We start from the raw sequence: 22882 nt of genomic DNA, 5'->3' as shown, positions 1-22882 counted from the left end.
AGTATTTTTAGCGCACCGAACAACTAACCTACTAAACCTGATGGAACGCACCCTAGAGACTGAAGGCACCTAAAGATTCTGTCGCTTGCCCTTGCAGGTTTTTGCAAAAGGGACTAGTCAAACGTGGTAGTATCCCTGTTGCCGCCTTGCCAAGAGGCAACAGCATTTTTCTCAACCGTTAATTCTTTGCTATCAACGCATGCGACTATTGATAGTTTAGAGTTATTTTCTTGTTGCACCTCACTTCGGGATTTCATTCCATGCCAAGGCTGGAAAGTGCAGCAAGTCACCGCTAAGCCAGTATCCTGAGGACATCAGCGGTAGGGTCTCCTTCAGTCTATTTTTACCTTCTTGGAATCCATGCAACTGCGTAACTCTCCGCGTCGGACAAAAATCGTCGCAACGATTGGCCCCGCCACTAGTAGCCCAGAAGTTCTACGTGCCCTGATTGAAGCGGGTGCAACTACTCTGCGTCTTAACTTTTCTCATGGGACGCATGAAGATCATCAACGCAGCATTCGGCTGATTCGGCAGATTTCTTTTGAGCTGAATCAACCTGTCGGAATTTTGCAAGATCTCCAAGGACCCAAAATTCGTTTAGGCCGCTTTGAAGACGGTTCTATTACTCTTAAGCGTGGCGATCGCTTCACATTGACTAGTCACGCTGTTCCTGGCACCCATGAAATCAGCTCTGTGACGTACGAGCCACTAGCCGAGGAAGTGCCTGAAGGTGCCACTATTCTGCTCGACGACGGCAAAGTGGAAATGCGAGTCGAGAAAGTAGACCGCGATCGCAAAGAATTGCATTGCGAAGTTGTAGTCGGTGGCGTCCTTTCCAACAACAAGGGCGTTAATTTTCCAGGAGTTTATCTGTCGATCAAGGCATTGACCGATAAAGACCGTAAAGATTTGATGTTTGGGCTTGATCAAGGAGTTGATTGGATCGCCCTCAGTTTTGTCCGGAATCCTCAGGATGTGTTGGAGATCAAAGAATTAATTTCCAACGCAGGTAAGCAAGTCCCGGTAATCGCCAAGATTGAGAAGCACGAAGCCATTGAGCAGATGGAAGATGTTCTTTGCCTCTGTGATGGCGTGATGGTGGCGCGGGGTGATTTGGGCGTAGAGCTACCTGCCGAAGATGTCCCCATTTTGCAAAAGCGGCTGATTGCGACAGCGAATCGGTTGGGTATTCCGGTGATCACCGCTACCCAGATGCTAGATAGCATGGTGAACAATCCACGTCCCACTCGCGCTGAGATCTCGGACGTAGCCAACGCCATTCTGGATGGTACAGATGCCGTAATGTTGTCGAACGAAACCGCAGTTGGCAAGTATGCCATTGAAGCGGTGGCAACGATGGCCCGGATTGCGATTCGTACCGAGCAAGAGCAGATTCGCCGCAACCTCGACAGTGACGGGCGCTCGATCCCCAATGCGATTAGCCAAGCGGTCGCTCGCATTGCCGAACAGCTAAATGCCTCTGCGATTATGACGCTGACCAAAACGGGAGCCACAGCTCGGAACGTTTCTAAATTTCGGCCTCATACCCCCATTTTGGCCGTTACCCCTCACGTCGATGTGGCACGACAGTTGCAACTAGTTTGGGGCGTCAAACCCCTGCTAGTTTTGGACTTACCCTCTACTGGGCAAACCTTCCAGGCCGCGCTCAACGTCGCTCAAGAGAAAGAGCTGCTCTCTGAAGGTAATTTGGTAGTCATGACTGCTGGTACCCTGCAAGGGGTATCTGGTTCCACCGACCTAATTAAGGTGGAAGTGGTAACGGCTGTCTTGGGCAAAGGGATCGGTATTGGTCAAGGCTCAGTTAGTGGGCGGGCACGAGTAGCTCACGCGAGTAATGAAGTCAGCAACTTCAATCCGGGCGACATTTTAGTCACCTCCTGTACCAGTGTTGATTATGTAGAGATGATTCGTAAGGCCGCTGGGATCATCACTGAAGACGACAGCTTAACCAGCCACGCCGCAGTGATTGGCTTACGTCTAGGGGTACCCGTGATTGTCGGAGTTAAGAATGCGACCGAAATTATTCGAGATGGTGCCATTCTGACTCTTGATACCCATCGAGGTTTGGTTTACTCCGGTGCCGTGGGAGCCGCTCAGACTGACTCAGCGATTACGGTTTAACTGGTCTCAAACATTCAAGAATCAGGGCGATCGCTTCTCTTAACTCAGGACTGGGGAGCGATCGCTTTCTCCTACTTGAATGTTGCCTCCGAATTTTTTACCAATTGAGCAAATGCTTGTAACTGCTGGGCATATCTCGGGCCAGCCACCTCTACTAGGTCGTCATGGTTAGCATCCTCGACCCAAAAACTTTGCTTAGGAGAGCGCGCTGCCTGAAATAGCTGCTCTCCATGCTGAAACGGGATGATTTCATCGGCAGTGCCATGCACAATCAAAACTGGGCATTGAATGCGGCGAATTTTGGCAATATTGGCAAGTTTGTCGAACGGGACAATTGGAACGCGAGTAACCACGCGGAAAGCAGTGACAAAAGAGCTTTCCACAATCAGGCCAGCCACAGGTTTACGAGCCGCTAAATCAACAGCAACACCACCTCCAACTGAGCGACCTAAAGCAATAACCCGATTCGCTGGGACTTTGAGCTTTTGGGTCAGATAGGTATAGGCAGCATCGGCATCTTGGTAAGCATGTTGCTCGGAAGGCTGACCTTGGCTGGTACCATAGCCTCGGTAATCGTAAGCAAACACGGCAAAACCAGCTTCGTGAATCGTGATCAGCGTTGCTTCAATATCCGCTAAATCTTCGGCGTTGCCATGACTGTAGAGAATGGTGTACTGGGCCTGAGGATTGGGCAGATAAATCGCTGAAATTAAGGCACTATCGGCGGTTTTCAGCTTCAGAGTCGTTTGAGTATCCTGGTAGCTAGCGGGTTGCGGTTGGAAAATTTGGCGATCGGTCAAAAAGAAGGCGCAAAAGCATAGAACCGTATAGATCAACAGGGTGGAGCGGACGAAGCGCTTGACTGAAAACTCACCCAATACCAGCCGTTTGAGTGTTTTTGACTTCATTGAGGACTAACGTGGAGAGATGCAAGGCGGTAAGACCCGCAAGAATACTTCCTACTATGCCCAAATAGGCTCCAAGACATTGTCAGAACCGGCTAAATCTTGCAAGCTTATTGGAAGTGTAGTGACATATCCGGTGAGGAATTGGTATGGCCTTCGAATATCCCGATGATCTAAAGTACCTAGACAGCCATGAGTACGTGCGCTTAGATGGCGATATCGCTACGATTGGTATTAGCGCCTTTGCCGTCGATCAACTGGGTGACATTGTATTTCTAGAGCTACCTGAGATTGGTGACAAGCTGGTCAAAGGCGAAACCTTTGGTACGGTGGAGTCAGTCAAGGCTGTCGAAGACCTCAATGCGCCGGTGACAGGAACTGTAATTGAGCGCAACACGGCAATGGTGGATGCGCCGGAACAAGTTGCAGAAGATCCCTACGGTGAAGGTTGGCTGCTGAAGATTCGGATTGATGAGTCGGAAGAACTAGATGAAGTCCTAACGGCTGAAGAATACCGCCAACAAGTCGAAGGCGCATAATTTATTGGAAGACTTCTGAAGGCTTGGCAGAAGCGATCGCTTCTGGACCCTGCACAGTCAAGTTTGCTGAGCAAGAATAGAAGAGACACAAGCTCACTCTGGTGAAATCAGGGTCAACTATCCATTGCAAACTATTGCAAAATGGTCAGAAATGACCTTCTTGTGTCCCTACGTTCCATGCCAGAGTCTTTCATGTCCGAGCCTTCTACCTACGAGCAAGGTGCAACTGGATTGAGCCATTCTAAATCTGACCCCCTAGCCGCGATCGACCCCGTGACCGTTTCTAAAGCAACCGCAAATGGATCTCAGATGCCAAGAACCAATGGTGGTGCTCATGCGGCTCAGCCCACCCAAATTCAGGGGGGACTACCCCTAACAGACGAATTTGTAGACCGCCATCTTGGCCCCAGCGCGGTGGAAGTGGATCAAATGCTTTCCGAATTGGGTTTTTCTAGCTTAGAAGCCCTGATTGACAAAGCTGTACCCCCAGGAATTCGGCTCCAGCAACCGCTGCAACTCGAGGAGGGACGCAGTGAATATGAATTGCTCCAAGAGCTAAAAGTGATCGCCTCAGAAAATCAAGTATTTCGCTCGTTTATTGGCATGGGCTACTACGGCTGCATCACGCCGCCTGTAATTCAGCGCAACATTCTCGAAAATCCCGGCTGGTATACCCAATACACCCCTTACCAACCCGAAATTGCTCAAGGTCGCCTGGAAGCTCTGCTCAACTTCCAAACGATGGTGATTGACTTGACAGGTATGGAGATTGCCAACGCTTCACTGCTGGATGAAGGCACGGCAGCCGCAGAAGCAATGACGATGAGCTACGGGCTAGCGAAGGGAGATGAGCAGGCATTTTGGGTGTCAGAGGCTTGCCATCCCCAAACTATTGAAGTCGTGAAGACAAGGGCGCGGGCGCTAGGCATTGAAATTTTGGTAGGCAACCATCAAACCTTCGCCTTCGACCAGCCGATTTTTGGGGCACTCCTGCAATACCCTGCCACCGATGGCGCAATTTACGATTATCAGGACTTTGTTCAGCGCGCCCACCAAGCTAAAGCCTTAGTAACTGTCGCAGCGGATCTCCTCAGCTTGACGCTCATCAAGCCACCAGGAGAATTTGGGGCAGACATTGTGGTGGGGAGCACCCAACGCTTTGGCGTACCTCTGGGTTACGGCGGGCCGCACGCTGCTTACTTCGCTACCAAAGACACTTATAAGCGGCAAATTCCTGGGCGATTGGTAGGGGTTTCCAAGGATGCTCAAGGGCAACCTGCTTTACGCTTAGCGCTACAAACACGAGAGCAGCACATCCGGCGAGATAAAGCTACCAGCAACATCTGTACGGCCCAGGTGCTGCTGGCAGTCATTGCTAGTATGTACGCTGTTTATCATGGTCCTAGTGGCTTACAGCGCATTGCTCAACGCATTCATCACTTAACCGTGACTCTGGCAGAAGGATTGAGTCGGTTAGGGTATCAACTGGGCTCAGCACCCTATTTCGATACCTTACGTGTGGATATAGCCGAAAAACGAGCCTTAGACATTGTGGAACGGGCCAGCGCCCATCGAATCAATTTACGTCTGATTGATGTTCATACGATCGGTGTTTCTCTAGATGAGACGACATCAGTCGATGATTTGCTGGCGCTATTCAAAGTTTTTGCAGGCGACCAAACTCCGCACTTCACCCCTGAAGAGTTAGCCACAGAAGCCAAGCTTGAATTCAGCGATCGCTTTGCTCGTACTAGCACCTATCTCACCCACCCAGTTTTCAGTCAATACCATTCTGAAACTGAGCTACTGCGCTACATTTATCGCCTGCAATCTAAGGATTTGTCGCTGACCACAGCTATGATTCCCCTCGGTTCCTGCACGATGAAGCTGAATGCCACGGCAGAAATGATCCCCGTGACTTGGCCTGAGTTTGGTCAGATTCATCCCTTCGCGCCGCTAGAGCAAACCCAGGGCTATCAAACTCTTTTCCAACAATTGGAGCAATGGCTAGCCGAAATTACAGGCTTTGCAGGCATTTCGCTGCAACCAAATGCGGGCTCGCAAGGAGAATATGCGGGGTTACTGGTGATTCGCCAATACCACGAGCAACGCGGTGACTTCCACCGTCATATTTGCTTGATTCCGCAGTCGGCGCATGGCACCAATCCCGCCAGTGCGGTGATGGCAGGAATGAAAGTGGTTCCGGTGGCTTGCGATCGCGATGGCAACATCGATGTAGCTGACCTCAAAGCCAAGGCAGAGCAGCACCAAGAAAACTTAGCGGCGCTCATGGTCACTTACCCCTCCACTCACGGAGTATTTGAAGAATCGATTCGAGAAATCTGCACGATCGTCCATGCCAACGGCGGGCAGGTTTATCTGGATGGAGCCAACATGAACGCTCAAGTTGGCCTGTGTCGTCCGGGTGACTATGGGGCCGATGTTTGTCACCTAAACTTGCACAAAACCTTCTGTATTCCCCACGGAGGCGGCGGACCTGGTATGGGACCAATTGGGGTGATGCCGCATCTGGTGCCCTTCTTGCCAGGACATGCGATCGTCCCGATTGGCAGCGAGCAAGGCATTGGGGCGATCGCCTCAGCGCCCTGGGGAAGCCCTAGTATTCTGCCAATTTCTTGGATGTACATTGCCTTGATGGGCGGCACTGGTCTTACTAAAGCGACTCAAGTTGCCATTCTCAATGCCAACTACATTGCCAAGCGCTTGGAGCCTTACTACCCAGGGCTGTACAAAGGCAAAAACGGCTTAGTGGCTCACGAGTGCATTTTGGATTTGCGGCAGTTCAAGAGAACGGCTGACATTGAAGTTGATGACATTGCCAAACGCTTGATTGATTATGGCTTCCACCCACCGACTGTCTCTTGGCCAGTCCCAGGAACAATCATGGTGGAGCCAACCGAGAGCGAGTCGAAGCAAGAACTCGATCGCTTCTGTGATGCCATGATTGCCATCCGAGCTGAAATTGCCGAAATTGAGGCGGGTCAAGTCGATCGACAAAACAACTTGCTCAAGAATGCCCCTCACACGGCTGCTGCCCTAATGACGGCAGAATGGGACAAACCTTATCCTCGTGAACAAGGCGCTTACCCCACCACTTGGACCCGCGAAAACAAGTTCTGGCCCGCAGTCGCCCGAATTGATAATGCCTACGGCGATCGCAACTTGGTTTGCTCTTGCTTACCAATGGACGCTTACTCAAGTTAAAGAGCTGAGCCTGAATCACAAATTCCCTACAGCGATTGGGATGTAATTCGGTTCACCCTTATTACCAGGGTGAGGAGAGCGGGAGTGAAAGGCTGTCCTAAAAACAGTTACCACTCCCGCTCTTTTTGTTGGAACAACGACAAACTGTACGAAGGCAGAGCAGTATCGCTCCACTTGAGTTCAAATTTTTTCCAATCGCCACAGATCGTTACTTTTATGAATAGACTCCAGCTTGTACTTTTCCTCAAAAATATTCCGTAACTTTTTCGAAGGTTTGAACAGGAACACACTTCTAAAGCCTTTAGGAATATTCAGTAGACGGTTGGGGTCAGATAGCAGAGAATTGGAGCTACAAGTGTGGCAAGCAGGTTGGATTCTGAGTCGCACTTCTGGAGCCAGTAAATGGCTCAACGACAGAATTTCGCCAGTCCTAGCATTGCTAATGACCAGGGGTTGACTAGCTTGATTTAGAATTCTGGCAATCTGCGGATTATGATAGCTAGATCCCTTATTCCACCAGGTTTCCGACTGAGCAATCAGGATACAAGATAGAACCCCACCTGACAGCAACGCGGCCAGCCCTAATCGCCATAATTTCTGCCTCTGCATTGAACCAGTCATAGAACTAGAGACAGAAGTAATTTGAGTCGCAAATAGATGAGCAACTGCTATTTGAATCCCCAAATAACAAGGAATCATGTAACGACTAGTAATCGATCTAAAAGATTGATTGATAAAATCTGGTGCTATTAGAAATACCGCTGTCACACCGATGAGTAGAAGCACAAATAAGAAAGCTTTCCTTGTAGCTTTTTGTCCTAGAAAGTAGATTGAATATAAAATTAAAATCAAAATTGCTGCCATCAGCAAGCGTTTTCCTCGATGAGGAAAGTTGATGTCCACAAAAACAGAACTAATATTAATCGTCCAGCGTTCCAGGAAAAATGATAAGGGTTTTGCTCCGTTTTTCGCTAGTAACTGGGGTAGGCGATCGGCACTGTTAATAACGACAGGTAGCCAAGGCAAAAAAGTCGAAAATCCTAATAAAGAGGCCAGCACATAACCAATTAAACTTTTGCTGAATCGAAATCTTTCAACTACAAATATGTAGAGTCCATGCGCGATCGCCACTAGCGCAAAAGATAAATGTGAATAAAACCCAAACGCTACTGTAGCTGCATAAGCTCCCCAACTTCTCCTAGTGCCAACTCGATTCGCCCATAACAAAACTGCGCTTGAGAGTAATGTGGCCACTGTCCATAGACTATACTCTCTCGACTCTTGAGCAAACAATAAGTGAAAAGGTGAGACAGCAATTAATGCAACCGCCATCCAGCCTGTTAAGGGTGCCTTAAATAGTTCTAGACACAACCAATAGATTGTAGGAAAAGCTAGTAAACTAATCAGGGTTGGCAGGCTTCGTGCTACTGCCAATGAGTCCCCAAATAACTGCATCCAGAATCGTGCCATCACATAGTACAGTGGCACATGTTGAGGGTCTTCTATTGCTAAAGATTTAATCGTGTCGACTAAGCCTTTTTCAGAATTGGGGCGCTGATACTTTTGTAAATCTTCAGCGCTAACTTCACGGCCATCGGCAAATCGCTGGACTATTTCAGCCTCTGTATATCCAGAAATCCGCAGAGAAGTAAAAGTCTCATCATACCAGTAGACTTTTTGGCCAAGATTAACCAATCTGAAAAATATGCCGAGTATTAATAAAGTTATGAGAAATAATTTCAGCCACTCAGAAGTTAGGTTCCAATGCCCTTTAAGTGCTGTTCTCATAAATGTTCGTAGTAACAGTAAGCTCTGAAAAAGCTATGCCCAAGAAATAGAATTTCATGGCTTACTACTTAAAGTCAGTACTGCTGGATACGATTTAACTAGTTCGCTCCATAGCAAGCCTAACGGCAACTCATTGGGGTGTGGAGATTTTATCGAGGTCGAATTACAGGATGAGCGGTTTGGGTGCAGCGATCGCTCCTTTCAGCTTTAGCGCGAAAGTTAGCTTGATGTACAAAAAAATACTCCCCTTTCCACGCGGTCTGCCATGCCTGTGGCACAATTGACGGGTGGCTCTCCAGAAGGCTGTGCTCCTAGAATTTTATGACTAAGTTTGTATTCGTGACGGGTGGTGTAGTCTCTAGTATTGGCAAAGGCATCGTGGCAGCGAGCCTGGGTCGATTGCTGAAGTCTCGCGACTACTCCGTTTCCATCCTCAAGTTAGACCCTTATATTAACGTTGACCCTGGCACCATGAGCCCTTTCCAGCATGGTGAGGTGTTTGTGACCGAAGATGGTGCGGAAACCGACTTAGACTTGGGACACTACGAGCGCTTCACAGACACTTCCATGTCTCGCCTCAATAGTGTCACCACTGGTTCTATTTACCAAGCCGTGCTGAATAAAGAGCGCCGGGGTGACTACATGGGCGGCACCGTCCAAGTCATTCCGCACATTACGAACGAGATCAAAGAGCGCATCTTACGAGTTGCAAAAAATACCAATCCAGATGTGGTGATCACGGAGATTGGTGGTACAGTTGGAGATATTGAGTCGCTGCCTTTTCTAGAAGCAATTCGGCAATTTCGTAAAGCCGTGGGACGGCAGAATGTGCTGTACATGCACGTCACGCTGATGCCTTGGATTCCAGCAGCCGGGGAAATGAAAACCAAACCGACGCAACATTCGGTGAAAGAACTCCGCTCGATTGGGATTCAACCGGATATTTTGGTTTGTCGCTGCGATCGCCCCTTGCATCCTGGTCTTAAGGACAAGTTATCTGAGTTCTGTGACGTTCCTGTTGAATGTGTCATTACCTCGCCAGATGCCAGAAGCATCTACGAAGTCCCACTGATTTTGGAGCGAGAAGGCTTAGCTCAGCAAGCGCTAGATCTTTTGCATCTAGAACAGCGGCAACCTGACTTAACTCAATGGCAAACCCTAGTCGATCGCTTGTATCGTCCAAGTCAATCGGTCAACATTGCGATCGTGGGTAAATATGTTCGGCTTACCGACGCCTATCTCTCTGTCGTTGAAGCACTGCGGCATGGCGCGATCGCCCAAGGAGCAGACCTAAATCTACGCTGGATTAACTCCGAGGACATCGAAGCTTACGGAGCCGAAAGCTATCTGCAAGATATTGACGGCATTATTGTCCCCGGTGGCTTTGGCGTACGGGGTGTAGACGGCAAAATCAGTGCCATTCAGTACGCCCGCGAAAAGAAAATTCCCTTCTTTGGCTTGTGTCTAGGGATGCAGTGTTCTGTGATCGAGTGGGCGCGACACACGGCTGGTCTTGAGGATGCGAATAGTGCTGAGTTTGCTCCCAACGTTAAAAACCCCGTGATTAACTTGTTGCCAGAACAGCAAGATGTGGTCGATTTAGGCGGCACAATGCGGCTAGGTTTATATCCTTGCCGGATTGCGCCCAATACGATCGCATTTAGTCTCTATGGCGAAGAAGTGATTTACGAGCGGCATCGCCATCGCTATGAATTCAATAACGCCTACCGTAATTTGTTCTTAGAGACTGGCTATATCATCAGTGGTGCCTCACCCGACGGACGCTTGGTAGAAATTGTGGAACTGCCAGGTCATCCGTTCTTCTTGGCCACTCAGTTCCATCCCGAATTTCAGTCGCGCCCCAGTACCCCTCATCCTTTATTTAAGGGATTCATTCAAGCTGCAACTACCTACGCAGGTGAGGCTACGCGATCGCTAGAGCCTAGCCTAAGTCAACCGTAAGCTCCAGACTAAAACCCTTTCAATCTTAGTGAGGAGTGCTGTGGGGTATTGGGTCAAAATTAATTACGAGAGGAACGTTTATGTAGTTGACCTCGAACGTGTCAGTGCTTTTGCTTTTACCCCTAATGGTAGGTTGTCCTTTTACTTGCCAGAAGGGGGAACCCACATGATTTTGAACCAGCAAGGTCATCCCGAAGCTTTCCAGCAAGTCATGGATTACGTGGAAAAATCCACTGGGCACACCTTACCTTAAGTAGTCGTTGACACTTAGCTTTTATGAATGGGTATCACTGGTTGCGGCATCTCTTGTGGGTGCCCTTCGTATGGTGAGCAGGTACAAGACCTACCCCCAACAAAAATGGTGTCGCTTAATTAATTCAGAATCGCTAACTGCTAAAAGCACCAATTAACTGCCACGCTAGTTTCGCCGCTCCTACCATCCCAGCGCGATTGCCTAGTTGAGCTTTTAATAACTGCAAGTTCCTCCGAGAACTCGGCAAAACTCGTCGCTGAATTTCCGCTTGGACTGCTGGTAAGAAAAACTCAGCGCTGGCGCTAATTCCGCCACCAATTACTACTGCTTCGGGCGCTAGAACGTAGATCAGGCTGGTTAAGCCCGCTCCCAAATCTCGGCCATATTCTTGCCAAAACGCCAAAGCATCGCGATCGCCTGCTTGCGCTTTCAATCCCAGCTCAATCGGTTCTAGCCCAGTCTGTCGCCGAATCGCTTGCACTGAGGCGTATTGCTCTAAGGAACCGTGATTGCCACTGTTACAAGCTGGACCGTCTGGCCTTAGAGTAATCAGGCCCAACTCACCCGCAGCCCCATCTGGACCTGTAAAGAGTTGACTGTTGAAAATAATCGCCCCCCCAACGCCTGTGCCCAGGGTTAGTAAAATTAAGTTCTGAAACTGCTGACCTGCCCCTAACCAAGCTTCCCCCAGCCCAGCGCAATTGGCATCATTGGCAATTACCGTTGGTCGCCCGGTTTTTGCTTCTAGCCAATCTGCTACCGGAATATCTTGCCAACCGGGTAAATTAATTGCAATCCTGGCGATACGGCCTCGGCGATCGGCGGGTCCCGGCGTTCCGACGCCAATTGCCAAACTGGTTTCGTCTGGATCAAGCTGAGCGATCGCCTCAACCATTGCCGCTAAAACAGCCTCTGGATGAGCAGGTTGAGGAGTCGGCACAGTCATGGCTTGCAAACAAGTACCATCCTGGCTAAAGCGACCTAGTTTAATCGCCGAACCACCTAAGTCAATGCCTAAGACCTGAGGTGCTAGGGGCTGGGCTGAAACATCGGGTGTTGTCCCCATACTTCTAACTAATGCTGCGGTAACTGACGAGGTGACGGTCTACGATCGTACAGCGTCCCTAGTCAGCAATGCTAAAGGACTTCCAGAATTGATCAAACTCTTGCGCCGCTTTTTGAGCATTCACAGCTTTCTGCTTCAGTTCGGCTTTGGTAATCTTCTTATCAGCGTGTTGCTGCTGCGCCAGCTCTAGTTCTAATTGAGCAATTCGAGCATTCTGCTTCAGAATAGTTCCTTCTACCGCACCCACCCAATTGTGAAAGCCTAAATTCTGAGTTTCCCAATCGGTATTGCCAACCCCAGCAACCTCTGCTTGTCCCAAGTTTTTCTGACTAGTTTCTGTTAGTTGCCGAAAACTCGTCAAAGCTGCGTCGATTTGCTGCATTCTTACTCGTGATTTCTCGACCGAGAATCTTTGGTCAAGGGTCTCCTGAACAGGTTCATCAGAATGAGCAGCGCGATTCAGGGAGCGATCGCTAGATACCTCAGCCTGAGCAGCAGGACCAGAGCCAGTCGCAACACTCACTGCAACACCAGACGAACGCCAGAGGGAACCAGAGTTTGCTCGCAAACTACCACTCACCGCTGCAACCAGCGTGAAGCAAATAGCGGTTATAAATAATGAAGTCTTGAGTGGCATCCGGCATATTCAGCGAGCTGACTAGTTAATCAATACGCACTTACTCAGCCGCTTTCCGGTTCCAGTTTTCTCGCCGTAGCAGTGGATTGACAAACTCATTCAATCCTTCCCCCAGCAAAGATAACCCCACCACCATCAAAGTCATTGCCATGCCTGGGAAAAAGGCAGTCCACCAAATTCCGGTAGGCAACGCGTCTAAAGCTTGGCGCAAGTCATGCCCCCACTCTGGCACCTCTTCGGGTAGCCCTAACCCCAAAAACCCCAAACCGCCTAGGGTTAAGATTGCGTCTGCCGCATTCAGCGTAAATAGCACTGGCACACTTTGAATCACATTTAGCAGCAAGTAACGCGACAGTACTGTCCAGGTGGAAGCGCCCATTGCTTGAGCCGCTTCAATAAATAACTCCGTTTTCACAGAAACCGTATGGTTTCGCACCACCCGATAATATTGCGGCACATAAGAAATACTCAGAGCGATCGCCGCATTGAGAACCCCTCGTCCCACCGCAAACGCCAGCGTTACCGAAAGCAAAAGCCCTGGCAGCGTATAGATCGTATCCATTAAAAATAGGAGGATGCGATCGAGCCTACCGCCTAGATATCCACTCACTAAACCTAGCGGCACTCCTATGACTAAGCTCAAAGCGGTCGCTAAGATCACCACTTGCAATGCCGCTTGACTACCAAATAAGGTTCGAGAAAAAACATCGTAGCCTTGGCGAGTCGTGCCAAACCAATGACTCAGCCCAGGCGGTTCGTGAATCGGGTTAATTAAAGAGTCTGTGGGATTCTGGAGCCAGCCCCAAGCCTGAAACATAGGGGAAAGCAGCGCCACCAGAATAAAGAGAATTGTAATTACAAGCCCAACCCCCATCATTCGCATGGAAAGGCTGGGTCGTTCGGCAAATCGGAAACGAGGTAACCAGAGCTTAGTAGAGGCCATAAAATTAGTGCAAGCCAGCGATCGCGATAGGCTGATCTAATCTACCAAGCTCAGTTCCCTCTTGCTGATCCGGATTAGTTAGAAGTTGCTACTACAGATTGCTACTAATCAATTGGCGATACTCGCTCTTCTGTTTCACGCCCTTCAGCTCAGCAACCTTGTCCTTGTCCTTAAAGAACTGAATCGTTGGCGTACCCATGACGCCCGCTGCCTCAGCAATATCTGGATCTTGCTCCACATCAATTTCTACAAAGTGGATTTTTTCCTCAAACTCATCCACCAGCTTGTTCAAGATGGGTTTCAAGGTGTGGCAAGGTCCACAATTGGGGGAAGCGTATTTTACAACAATTAGGCGATCGCTCTCGTGGTAAAGCTTCCGTAGCGCATACCCCCCTTCGTGCCGAGTTGCATCCACGCTAAATTCAGACTCTTGCTCAGCTTCCGACTTTCTAGCAGCTTGCTCAGCTTCCGGTTTTTCCGAGGCTTCTGTTTGGTGAAATTCTTGCACCAAGCCCTGAGTCGATAGCCAACGCTCCGCCAGCATAGCTGCCATACAACCCGTGCCCGCTGCCGTGATCGCTTGTCGATACTCATGATCCTGGACATCACCCGCCGCAAACACACCTTCAATACTCGTTTCTACAGAACCAGGCTTCGTCACAACGTAACCAATATCATCAAGTTCTAGCTGCCCCTTAAACAAAGACGTATTTGGGGTATGACCGATCGCGTAGAACAAACCACGCACATGCAGTTCACTGGCTTCACCTGTCTTTTTGTTGCGTAGGTGCACCCCTTTCATGTGGTTTTCTTCGCCAAACACATCCAGAATATCTGTGTTCCAGTGAACCGTAATCTTGGAATTTTTCAGCACGCGATCTTGCATAGCCTTACTAGCACGCATCTTTTCACCGCGTACTAATAGATGCACATGCGACCCATACTTGGTCAAATACACAGCCTCTTCTGCCGCCGAATCACCACCACCCACAACAGCCAACTCTGCCGACCGGAAAATTGGCGTTGCTCCATCGCAGATGGCACAAGCAGAAATTCCACGGCTCCAAAACTGATGTTCGCAAGGTAATCCCAACCGCTTCGCTGTCGCACCTGTCGAAATTACAATACTGTGCGCTTTCACTTCCTGCTCCTCCGAGCGCACCACAAAAGGACGCTGGCTGAAATCAACTGATACTACGTCCTCAGTCACCAATTCCGCTCCCCAACGCACAGCTTGGGCCTTCATCCGATCCATCAACTGTGGACCCGTAATGCCTTCTGGGAAACCAGGAAAGTTCTCTACTTCAGTGGTCGTCATCAACTGCCCACCAGGTAGCCCCCCTGCCTGGAAGCCTTCAAACACAAACGGCTTCAGATTCGCTCTTGCAGCATAAATAGCAGCCGTATATCCCGCAGGGCCAGAGCCAATAATGACCAAATTTTCAACAGTTAGATTTGTCATAGAGCCTAGACAAACTCATAACGACTACACTTTAACTAGTATAGCGTAATTTTTTCTTTACAAAACACATCAGGCTGGTTAAACAATTAATGATCCTTGACTAGCCAAATTTTGTAGGGCTTGATTAACTCGCTCGAATACGTCTGACCAATCACCCAGTTTTGTTTGGCGGAACAATCGCATAGTTGGATACCAAGGAGTGCGATCGCTATCAGTGAACCATCGCCAGTCAGGCACAAAGTTGAGTAAAACCCAAACTGGATATCCTAAAGCACCGGCGAGGTGAGCTACTGATGTATCGGTTGTAATAACGAGATCTAACTGTGCTATTGCGGCCGCAGTATCACTAAAGTCGTGAATGCGATCGCTCAAATTCTGTAGAGCTATCTCACCAGGAAAGTTAGTTAGTTCGGCAGCCTTCGGCCCCTTTTGTAAGCTGTAAAAGGTAACCTCAGGAATCTCAAGGAGTGGTAGAAATTGCTCTAGTAAGCAAGAGCGACTACGATCGCGGCCATATTCAGGATTTCCTCCCCAAGTCAGCCCCACTTTAAGAAAAGTATTCGGCAGTGATTCTAGGGTAAAAGGCAAGACTTCAGGAGGCGATAGGTAAGGAATACTAGCAGGGATCGTCTCTAGTGAGGTTCTGAATAGATGCGGCAAGCTCATTAGAGGTATATGAACATCAAAATCAGGCAGATCTGCTTCCCATGAAATTACTTGATCTACACCTGCCAGAGTATTCAGTAAACGCAGTAGCGGCTGGGGAGCCACAATCTTAACACTCCCACCCCGCTCAGCGACTAGGGGCGTATAGCGAACGAATTGCAATGTATCACCAAACCCTCCTTCTGAATGGAGTAGGATACTGCGGCCTTGAAGGTTCGTACCATCCCATAAGGGTTGAGGAAAGGAGTGAGGGGCGAGCGCTTTCATTTGGCAGCGGGCCTCAAACTCTGAAAAACCAATATCTAAGTCGCCACTTCTTAACAAAAGTAGACTCCGGTTCCAATGATAGATAGCTCGTTGAGGTTCTAATTGAATCGCCCGTTCGTAACAAGCTAGTGCTTGGTCAAAGTTTCCCTGTTGTTCTTGAGCGATACCTAAATTATTGAAAGCCGAGGAATGATCAGGATTTAGTGCCAACGCTTGCTGATAACAGGCGATCGCTTCTGCAAGGTGATCTTGCTTTTCGTAGGCAATTCCTAAGTTGACATAAGCGTCAACATAGCTTGGGTTTAGCGTTACTGCCCCTTGAAGTCTTAAAATGGCTGCCGAAGGCTGCCTCAGCTCATTCAGAACAAACCCTAAATTGTTCAAAGTGTCAACGTCATCGGCATCAAGATTAAGGGCTTGTTCATAATAGAAGCGTGCTACTTCCCAGTTCTCTTGCTCCTGAAAAATTAAGCCTAGATTGTAGTAGGTTGTTACGCTAGAAGCGTCTATTTCTAAAAGCTTTTGATAGCAGGCAATCGCAGTTTCTGGCTGATCATTACTTTGAAGAGCTAAGCCTAGATTGTTGTACGCTGCTGTATCAGCTGGATCGAGTTCAATGGCGCGTCGATAATGAGCGATCGCAGCCTCAAGTTGTTTTTGTCGCTGGTAAACTAAACCTAAGTTGTAATAAGCGGTTGCGTACTCTGGAGCTATTTCTAAAGCTTTTTGGTAGCAAGCAATCGCAGCAGAGAAATTACCTTGTTTGAGCCAAGCATTGCCAAGATTTTTATGAGTCTCAGGCGATTGTGGATTTAGTTCTACAGTTTTTTGGTAGCAAGCGATCGCCGCAGTTAGCTGTCCGTGTTGCAAATAAGCAGTAGCCAGCAATTTATACAGCTGCTCGTTGTCAGGAGTTACCTGGATTGCATGGTTTAAGAGTGCGATCGCTTGGTCATATTTCTCTTGAGATAAAAGGTTTTGGGCTTCAGTAGCTACCTGTAGAGCATTCATCAAGGGGCCTAATCGCTAGATGATATTTAGGAGGAAGGCAAAGAGCAAGTGAGTTCAAAACGGCATTTGCTACAATCTCTGCTGGGCTGCTGCTAAACCTACTTGTGCGGGCTCGTAATCTGCCTGAAAGGAGAGGGCCAACTCATAGGCTTGTACTGCCTCTCGGAAACGTTTGAGTGCCACATAGCTATGACCAAGGTCGCAAGCGGGCCAAACAGTCAAAAAGTTGAGGTCGAAAGGTTCTCGTTGAAAATAACGGCCTTGTCGGCCCATACTCAGGCATTCCTCAAAGTGAGTAGCGGCAGCCAGTGGAAAGCCCAACTCTTGCATCAGTGAGCCAGTCAAATGATGGATTGGAGGGTAATCAGCAAACCATTCCAACCCACGCCGACAAATCAGCATGGCTGTTTCATAGTCTGCTTGCTCATGAAGCAGATCAAGGCCCAAAATAAATAGTAAAGCTGGCAAGCGTACTGTGTCCTTAGGTAAATCGCCAGTTAGTAAATGAGGGGAAAGGCGCTCAAAAGCTTCTGACCAGCAGCTTCTAGCCTTTTCTACTTGGTCAGTTCTTAAGTAAGCATTACCTAAAGTTAAAAGCAGCAGCAGACTCAGCGTTTCTTGCTGACGGAGTCGTTCTAGCAGAGGAATGTTGCGAGTTAGGTTCTTATGTAAAAGTAAATCGTCAGCGTAGCCATAGTGCCGAATTTCTAGACAATCTAAAGCCTGGGTGAATTTGGCGGAAATATATTGATTTTGATAAGTGATTTGTTCGTGGTACCGTCCGGAGTATCGTAGGTCAGGCAAGTTCCGGAAAAGCCTTATAGTTGGCAAAGCAGTCATTGGTTGATGGGTGTCAAGCAAAGGAATCCAATAAGCAAGAGATTCGGCGCTGCTATTTATTAATCGCTCCCGCCAAGGTTCTGATTTAACAACCAACTCTTCATCAGCATCTAGCGTTAGAATCCAGTCTCCAGAAGCTTGAGCGATCGCGAAATTCCGAGCCGCAGCGAAATCATCACACCACTGAAAATGCTTAACCTGGGCACCATATTGCTGAGCAATGGCAACTGTGTCGTCCTCAGAGCCTGTATCGATCACAATCATTTCATCAACCTGCGATCGCACGCTGGCTAAGCAGCGAGGCAAGTTGTGCTGTTCATTTTTTACAATCATGCACAGCGAGACCAGACGTTGAAGTGGAACTGAGGTGTTGCTCATGGGATACACAAATAGCAGCTCGACCTTAAGATGCCCTCGCAATGGGCTGTATTTCGTATAACTCCCCTCTTATATAGATAAATAGATAACAGGCGTGGGCAAAGCTAGAGTGTCGTTACCGAAGGTTAACCAAGCTGCTCTTCTAAATAAGGTGGGAACAATGGGAGTGAACCACAGCGAAGCCCCAGTCGATCACTTAACCCAAAAACAAGGATTTTTTATGGATAATTACATATCTGAACGAGAGATGGTTCGCCAGCAATGGGAAACGACTCCCTATCCAGAACTTCCCCCTGAAACCTCATCCAAAGGAGATGCTAATAATTTATACCTACACAACTTGGTAACTCCGTTTTATTTAAGAAACCATCAGATTATCGATACAAAAGAGAAATTAATTTTAGACGTGGGCTGCGGCACTGGTTATACCTCACTAATGTTAGCGGAAGCGAATCCAGGAGCCAAAATCATCGGCGTCGATATGTCCGAAAAGTCATTAGATTTGGCTCGTCAGCGATCGCATTATCACGGCTTTGAAAACTCAGAGTTCTACACTTTAGCAGCCGAAGAGTTGCCAAGCTTAAACCTTCAGTTTGACTACATCAACTGCGATGAGGTTTTGTATCTGCTGCCTGACCCAGTAGCTGGGCTAAAAGCCATGCGCTCAGTACTTAAACCGGATGGCATCATTCGGGCGAACTTACATAGCTCTTTACAGCGAGAGTTTTACTTTCGGGCCCAGAAAGTCTTCAAAATGATGGGGTTGATGGACGAAGCCCCAGGCGAGCTAGAGGTGGGGTTGCTCCGAGAAATGATGCGATCGCTAAAGCATAATACCTATTTGAGAACGATCGCCTGGAAGCCCGACTTTGAAACAAATGCTGAGCAAGTACGGGTCAACTTCCTAATGCAAGGTGACAAAGGGTTTACCGTTAAGGAGCTTTTTGCAGCTCTTGAAGCTGCGGACCTAGAATTTGTGAGCATGGTGAACTGGCGGCACTGGGAATTGATGGATCTATTTCAAGACCCGAAAAATCTGCCCGCATTTTTGGCTATGAGTTTACCAGAGGTTCCATTAGAAGAACGGCTGCACCTATTTGAACTACTGCATCCGGTTCACCGCCTGTTAGATTTCTGGTGCGCTCATCCCAGCCAAGGGCAGGACTATGCACCCATCAGCGAATGGAGTCTTCAAGATTGGCAGCAAGCTCAAGTTTACCTGCACCCGCAACTTAAAACAGTTCTAGTCCAAGAAAAACTAATTGACTGTGTAAACTCCCGTCGACCCTTTGAAATTAGCCAACTGATCTCCTTACCTGCTCTTACCCCCATTACGATTGACAGTCATATAGCAGCGTGTCTATTACCTCTTTGGGAAGGACCGCAACCTTTTATGGCCTTAGTTCAGCGTTGGCAGACTGTACAGCCCGTAAATGCGATTACCTTAGAACCAGTGGGTGTGCGAACGGCCTTTGAGGAAGTCAAGCAATTCCTCGGCAGCTTAGAAATTTACCTATACATTCTTTTAGAGCTGCCCTAGGCACGGAATTGAAAATAGGTGCCCAAAAGTTTTTATAGGTGGATGATATGAAAGTTGATCTGCCTGGGTAAATTAAATTCAGGAGTTAGAAACCACTGCGCCCCGCACCTCAAGGAGATAAATCAATGAAGACTGAATTTCAAGCTAGATTTCTACAGCACCTCGCTCAAAAGAAAGAAGATCAAGGTTTCACCCTTATTGAACTTCTTGTTGTTATCATCATCATCGGTATTCTGTCAGCTATTGCCCTGCCTTCCTTCTTGAACCAAGCCAACAAAGCAAAGCAATCCGAGGCTAAGCAATACACTGGTTCTATGAACCGCGCTCAACAAGCTTACTTCCTAGAAAACACCGATTTTGGTAGTTCTGTTGAATTGCTAGGGCTTGGAATTGCCACAGCAACAACAAACTATAACTACGTCATTTCTGACAAGACTGGAACTTCAGTTGTTAACCAGGGAGTTTCTCAGAAAGCTCCGTTAAAGACTTATGCTGGACGGGTAGAGCTAGGCACAGTCACTGCTACCAGTGAAGCAACCACTCTAGCTATTTTGTGTGAAACTGTTAAGCCAGGTGCAGCTCAAGCCCTTGTTCCAACTGCAACTGCTGGTGCTACTCCTTGCACTACTACAGGGAAAGTGATTGATGCTAAGTAAGATGGCTGCAGATTGTATAGAACTCTGTTTGTAAAAAATTTACTTCTCAGAGTCCAGCCTTAATAGAGTGGGTTAAGCAAATTACCCACTCTATTTTTTGATTGAATTCTAATGTAGAGCTTACTAAATACTGTCCATTTCCAGGTAATTTTATGAGTATTGAAAATACTTCTACTCATTTTAATAATCTAGAGGATCTACAAGAACAAGCATACCAATTTTTAATTCAAGGCTATTATCATGAAGCTGTAACCCTATACGAACAAGCAATTGAAACAGATCCCAGTAATAGAAACAATTATTGGTATCTAGGATTAGTTTTCTTATTGCAGGGCCAAGAAGTTGAGGCTCAAACAAATTGGCTTCTAGTAATAGCAGAAGCCGAACCAGAGCAAATCGATGAGTGGTCTAGCGAACTTACACACATCTTAGAAGTAGAAGCAGAGAGACAGGTAACTATAGAGGCATATCAAGTTGCCTGGGCAATTCGACAGCATATCCGAGAAATTGACCCAAAAAATATTGATAACCTTCTGAAAATTATTCTCTTATCGATCCATTTAAAAAAATTCATGGCTGAGGATCTTAATTCTCTCAACATCGTTTATTTACTTAGTTTAGAACACATTACAAAAGCTACTCCGCTCTTATTGCTTGGCGCGCTTCAGGAAGTTCTAGAGCATGAACCGCTACATCCTCAATCACTTGAGCTTGCTGAAGCTTGTCTGCCTCTTGTGGAAGACCCTCAGAGTTTAATCGACGTGCTTATGCACATTGCAATTAAACTTGCTTATGCTTTAGGGCACATCAAAGTAGCAACTAAGTATGTAGAGTTTTGCTCACGCCTAACTCCTGACAATACTCAGGTTTTAGGTCACCTCGCTAATTTTTATCAAAAGTCTGGTGATTATGACAAAGGCATAGAAACTGCAAGGCGATTCTGTACCGTAGCTCAATCTTTACCAGGTCAAATCTACAGCAACTTTCTTCTACTTAGGGGCTTGATGAGTGCTGGTGGTTCCTGGAAGGAGGCTTATAGTGTTTTTGATCAGCATCAAAATTTACTGCAAGCATTAATTGAACAACAGCTTCATGACCTGAGCCGGGAGGCGACCTCATGCCTATTCACTTCAACGTTCTTCTTTCCTTATTTAAGAGATGAACCACAAAGTAATCGATATTTTCATAACCAAGTTTCTAGTCTTTGCCAAACAAATGTGCGATCTAATGCAAGCGCTCGGGTTGGTCAATATCAACATAGACATCAACTAAAAATTCAACAACCCAACCTAAAAATAACTAAAAAGCTTAGACTTGGTTATCTTTCTGGCTATTTGCGGCAACACTCAGTTGGCTGGTTAGCCCGCTGGCTGTTTCAGCATCATGATCGCGATCGCCATGAAATTTATACTTATTTCATTAACCAAAGCCAAGAAGATAGTTTTACCCAAACCTGGTTTACTAACAATTCCACTCAATCTCGTTACCTTGGCTTCGATGCACCAGAAATTGCAGACCAAATCTACCAGGATGATGTTGATATTCTGATTGATTTGGACAGCATCACACTCGATACCACCTGCGAAATTATGTCTATGAAGCCTGCCGCTATCCAGGCTACTTGGCTGGGGTGGGATGGGTCGGGCATTCCAGCAATTGATTACTTTATTGCCGATTCTTATGTGTTGCCAGAAAACGCCCAGGACTACTACACAGAAAAGATCTGGCGTTTACCTCAAACCTATGTAGCAGTTGATGGGTTTGAAGTTGGCGTCCCTAATCTACGTCGAGATCAGCTAGATATCCCTGCGAACGCAGTAATATACCTCAGTGCCCAAAAAGGACATAAGCGTCACCCCGATACAGTGCGATTGCAAATGAAAATTTTGAAGGAGGTGCCAAATAGCTATTTTCTGATTAAAGGATTGGCTGATGAAAACTCCATTAAAAACTTTTTTAATCAGATTGCTGAAGAAGAAGGAGTTAGTTGCGATCGCCTGCGGTATTTACCAACAGTCTTTTCAGAGCTAGTTCACCGTGCCAACTTAGGAATTGCAGATGTAGTATTAGATACTTATCCTTACAATGGTGCGACGACTACCTTAGAAACTCTTTGGATGGGAATTCCTCTCGTAACTCGGGTTGGGCAGCAGTTTGTTAGCCGCAACAGCTACACAATGATGATGAATGTAGGGGTAACAGAAGGCATCGCCTGGACAGATGCAGAGTATGTGGAATGGGGTATACGCTTAGGTGAAGACGCAGCCTTACGGCAGCAAATTGCTTGGAAGCTGAAAGCATCTCGACAAACATCACCGATTTGGAATGCTAAACAGTTTGCTGCTGAGATGGAAGATGCTTATGAGCAAATGTGGGCAAATTATACTGAACTGAGCTGACAACCTACTTCAGGAAGATAGAAGGTAAAGATTTAAGAATTCTGGCGTTGCTGAATAGGTAATGATTTAAGCTGAGAGAGGAATTGTCCGATACTTCAAATAATGCAGCAGCAACCGAAGTGAACACTTCAACATCTCAACTGATTTGGAGTAGCACAAGGTCTTCCGGTGCAATCGTGCTAAATAATGCCTCAGTCGGGTAT

16 protein-coding genes and 1 pseudogene are annotated in these 22882 nt (G+C 47.5%); 8 read left to right on the top strand and 9 right to left on the bottom strand.

The genetic code is table 11. The annotated features are described in order from the left end of the window. Positions 1 to 360 precede the first annotated feature (360 nt). A complete protein-coding gene (gene pyk / locus H6F68_RS10755) occupies positions 361 to 2142 on the top strand; it encodes a pyruvate kinase (RefSeq protein ID WP_190432821.1) in 1782 nt (593 codons plus the stop codon). A 71-nt stretch (positions 2143 to 2213) separates the two neighbouring features. On the opposite strand, the gene H6F68_RS10750 is transcribed toward pyk, so the two are convergent. Continuing rightward, entirely contained in the window at positions 2214 to 3050 is an 837-nt protein-coding gene (locus H6F68_RS10750) for an alpha/beta hydrolase (RefSeq protein ID WP_190558880.1), read from the bottom strand. 146 nt (positions 3051 to 3196) lie between these two features. Between H6F68_RS10750 and gcvH the strand changes: the two genes are divergently transcribed. After that, a complete protein-coding gene (gcvH, locus tag H6F68_RS10745) occupies positions 3197 to 3586 on the top strand; it encodes a glycine cleavage system protein GcvH (protein ID WP_190558878.1) in 390 nt (129 codons plus the stop codon). 177 nt (positions 3587 to 3763) lie between these two features. Continuing rightward, positions 3764 to 6811 carry an aminomethyl-transferring glycine dehydrogenase gene (gene gcvP, locus H6F68_RS10740; RefSeq protein ID WP_399313598.1) on the top strand — a complete coding sequence of 1016 codons (3048 nt, stop codon included), beginning with the start codon at positions 3764 to 3766 and terminating at the stop codon, positions 6809 to 6811. 180 nt (positions 6812 to 6991) lie between these two features. Here gcvP and H6F68_RS10735 read toward each other — a convergent pair whose 3' ends face one another. Beyond that, a complete protein-coding gene (locus tag H6F68_RS10735; RefSeq protein WP_190558876.1) occupies positions 6992 to 8599 on the bottom strand; it encodes a glycosyltransferase family 39 protein in 1608 nt (535 codons plus the stop codon). Between the two features lie 321 nt (positions 8600 to 8920). On the opposite strand from H6F68_RS10735, the gene H6F68_RS10730 reads away from it, so the two are divergent. Together H6F68_RS10730 and H6F68_RS10725 are read left to right on the top strand one after the other, a co-directional pair. Then, on the top strand, positions 8921 to 10561 hold the full coding sequence (locus H6F68_RS10730) for a CTP synthase (protein ID WP_190558874.1): 1641 nt from the start codon (positions 8921 to 8923) through the stop codon (positions 10559 to 10561). Positions 10562 to 10601: 40 nt separating this feature from the next. Beyond that, on the top strand, positions 10602 to 10814 hold the full coding sequence (locus H6F68_RS10725; protein ID WP_190553070.1) for a hypothetical protein: 213 nt from the start codon (positions 10602 to 10604) through the stop codon (positions 10812 to 10814). Positions 10815 to 10947: 133 nt separating this feature from the next. Here the strand turns inward: H6F68_RS10725 and H6F68_RS10720 are convergent, their stop codons facing one another. The 6 genes from H6F68_RS10720 to H6F68_RS10695 form a co-directional block, all read right to left on the bottom strand. After that, a complete protein-coding gene (locus H6F68_RS10720) occupies positions 10948 to 11880 on the bottom strand; it encodes an ROK family protein (RefSeq protein WP_190558872.1) in 933 nt (310 codons plus the stop codon). A gap of 58 nt (positions 11881 to 11938) precedes the next feature. Next, positions 11939 to 12517 carry a hypothetical protein gene (locus tag H6F68_RS10715; protein ID WP_190558870.1) on the bottom strand — a complete coding sequence of 193 codons (579 nt, stop codon included), beginning with the start codon at positions 12515 to 12517 and terminating at the stop codon, positions 11939 to 11941. Positions 12518 to 12557: 40 nt separating this feature from the next. Further along, on the bottom strand, positions 12558 to 13460 hold the full coding sequence (locus tag H6F68_RS10710) for an ABC transporter permease (RefSeq protein WP_190553073.1): 903 nt from the start codon (positions 13458 to 13460) through the stop codon (positions 12558 to 12560). 91 nt (positions 13461 to 13551) lie between these two features. After that, positions 13552 to 14922, bottom strand: a complete 1371-nt coding sequence (gene trxB, locus H6F68_RS10705) for a thioredoxin-disulfide reductase (RefSeq protein WP_190558868.1) — start codon at positions 14920 to 14922, stop codon at positions 13552 to 13554. 78 nt (positions 14923 to 15000) lie between these two features. Further along, entirely contained in the window at positions 15001 to 16866 is a 1866-nt protein-coding gene (locus H6F68_RS10700; RefSeq protein ID WP_190558866.1) for a tetratricopeptide repeat protein, read from the bottom strand. Positions 16867 to 16935: 69 nt separating this feature from the next. Continuing rightward, positions 16936 to 18039 (bottom strand): glycosyltransferase family 2 protein, encoded by a 1104-nt coding sequence (locus tag H6F68_RS10695; RefSeq protein ID WP_190558864.1) that lies wholly within the window; start codon positions 18037 to 18039, stop codon positions 16936 to 16938. Between the two features lie 265 nt (positions 18040 to 18304). Between H6F68_RS10695 and H6F68_RS10690 the strand changes: the two genes are divergently transcribed. The 3 genes from H6F68_RS10690 to H6F68_RS10680 all read left to right on the top strand — a co-directional run bounded on the left by H6F68_RS10690 (position 18305) and on the right by H6F68_RS10680 (position 22679). Then, a complete protein-coding gene (locus tag H6F68_RS10690; RefSeq protein ID WP_190558862.1) occupies positions 18305 to 19624 on the top strand; it encodes a class I SAM-dependent methyltransferase in 1320 nt (439 codons plus the stop codon). A gap of 125 nt (positions 19625 to 19749) precedes the next feature. Continuing rightward, on the top strand, positions 19750 to 20280 hold the full coding sequence (locus H6F68_RS10685; protein WP_190558860.1) for a type IV pilin-like G/H family protein: 531 nt from the start codon (positions 19750 to 19752) through the stop codon (positions 20278 to 20280). A gap of 152 nt (positions 20281 to 20432) precedes the next feature. Then, entirely contained in the window at positions 20433 to 22679 is a 2247-nt protein-coding gene (locus tag H6F68_RS10680) for a tetratricopeptide repeat protein (protein WP_190558858.1), read from the top strand. Between the two features lie 66 nt (positions 22680 to 22745). Here H6F68_RS10680 and H6F68_RS10675 read toward each other — a convergent pair. Beyond that, positions 22746 to 22882 (bottom strand): annotated as a pseudogene (locus H6F68_RS10675) (IS1 family transposase); the annotation flags it as partial.

The organism is Trichocoleus sp. FACHB-262 (assembly GCF_014696035.1).
Classification (GTDB): Bacteria; Cyanobacteriota; Cyanobacteriia; order FACHB-46; family FACHB-46; genus Trichocoleus.
The sequence above is the reverse complement of the archived record's forward strand: the minus strand, read 5'-3'. Positions and strand labels throughout refer to the sequence as shown.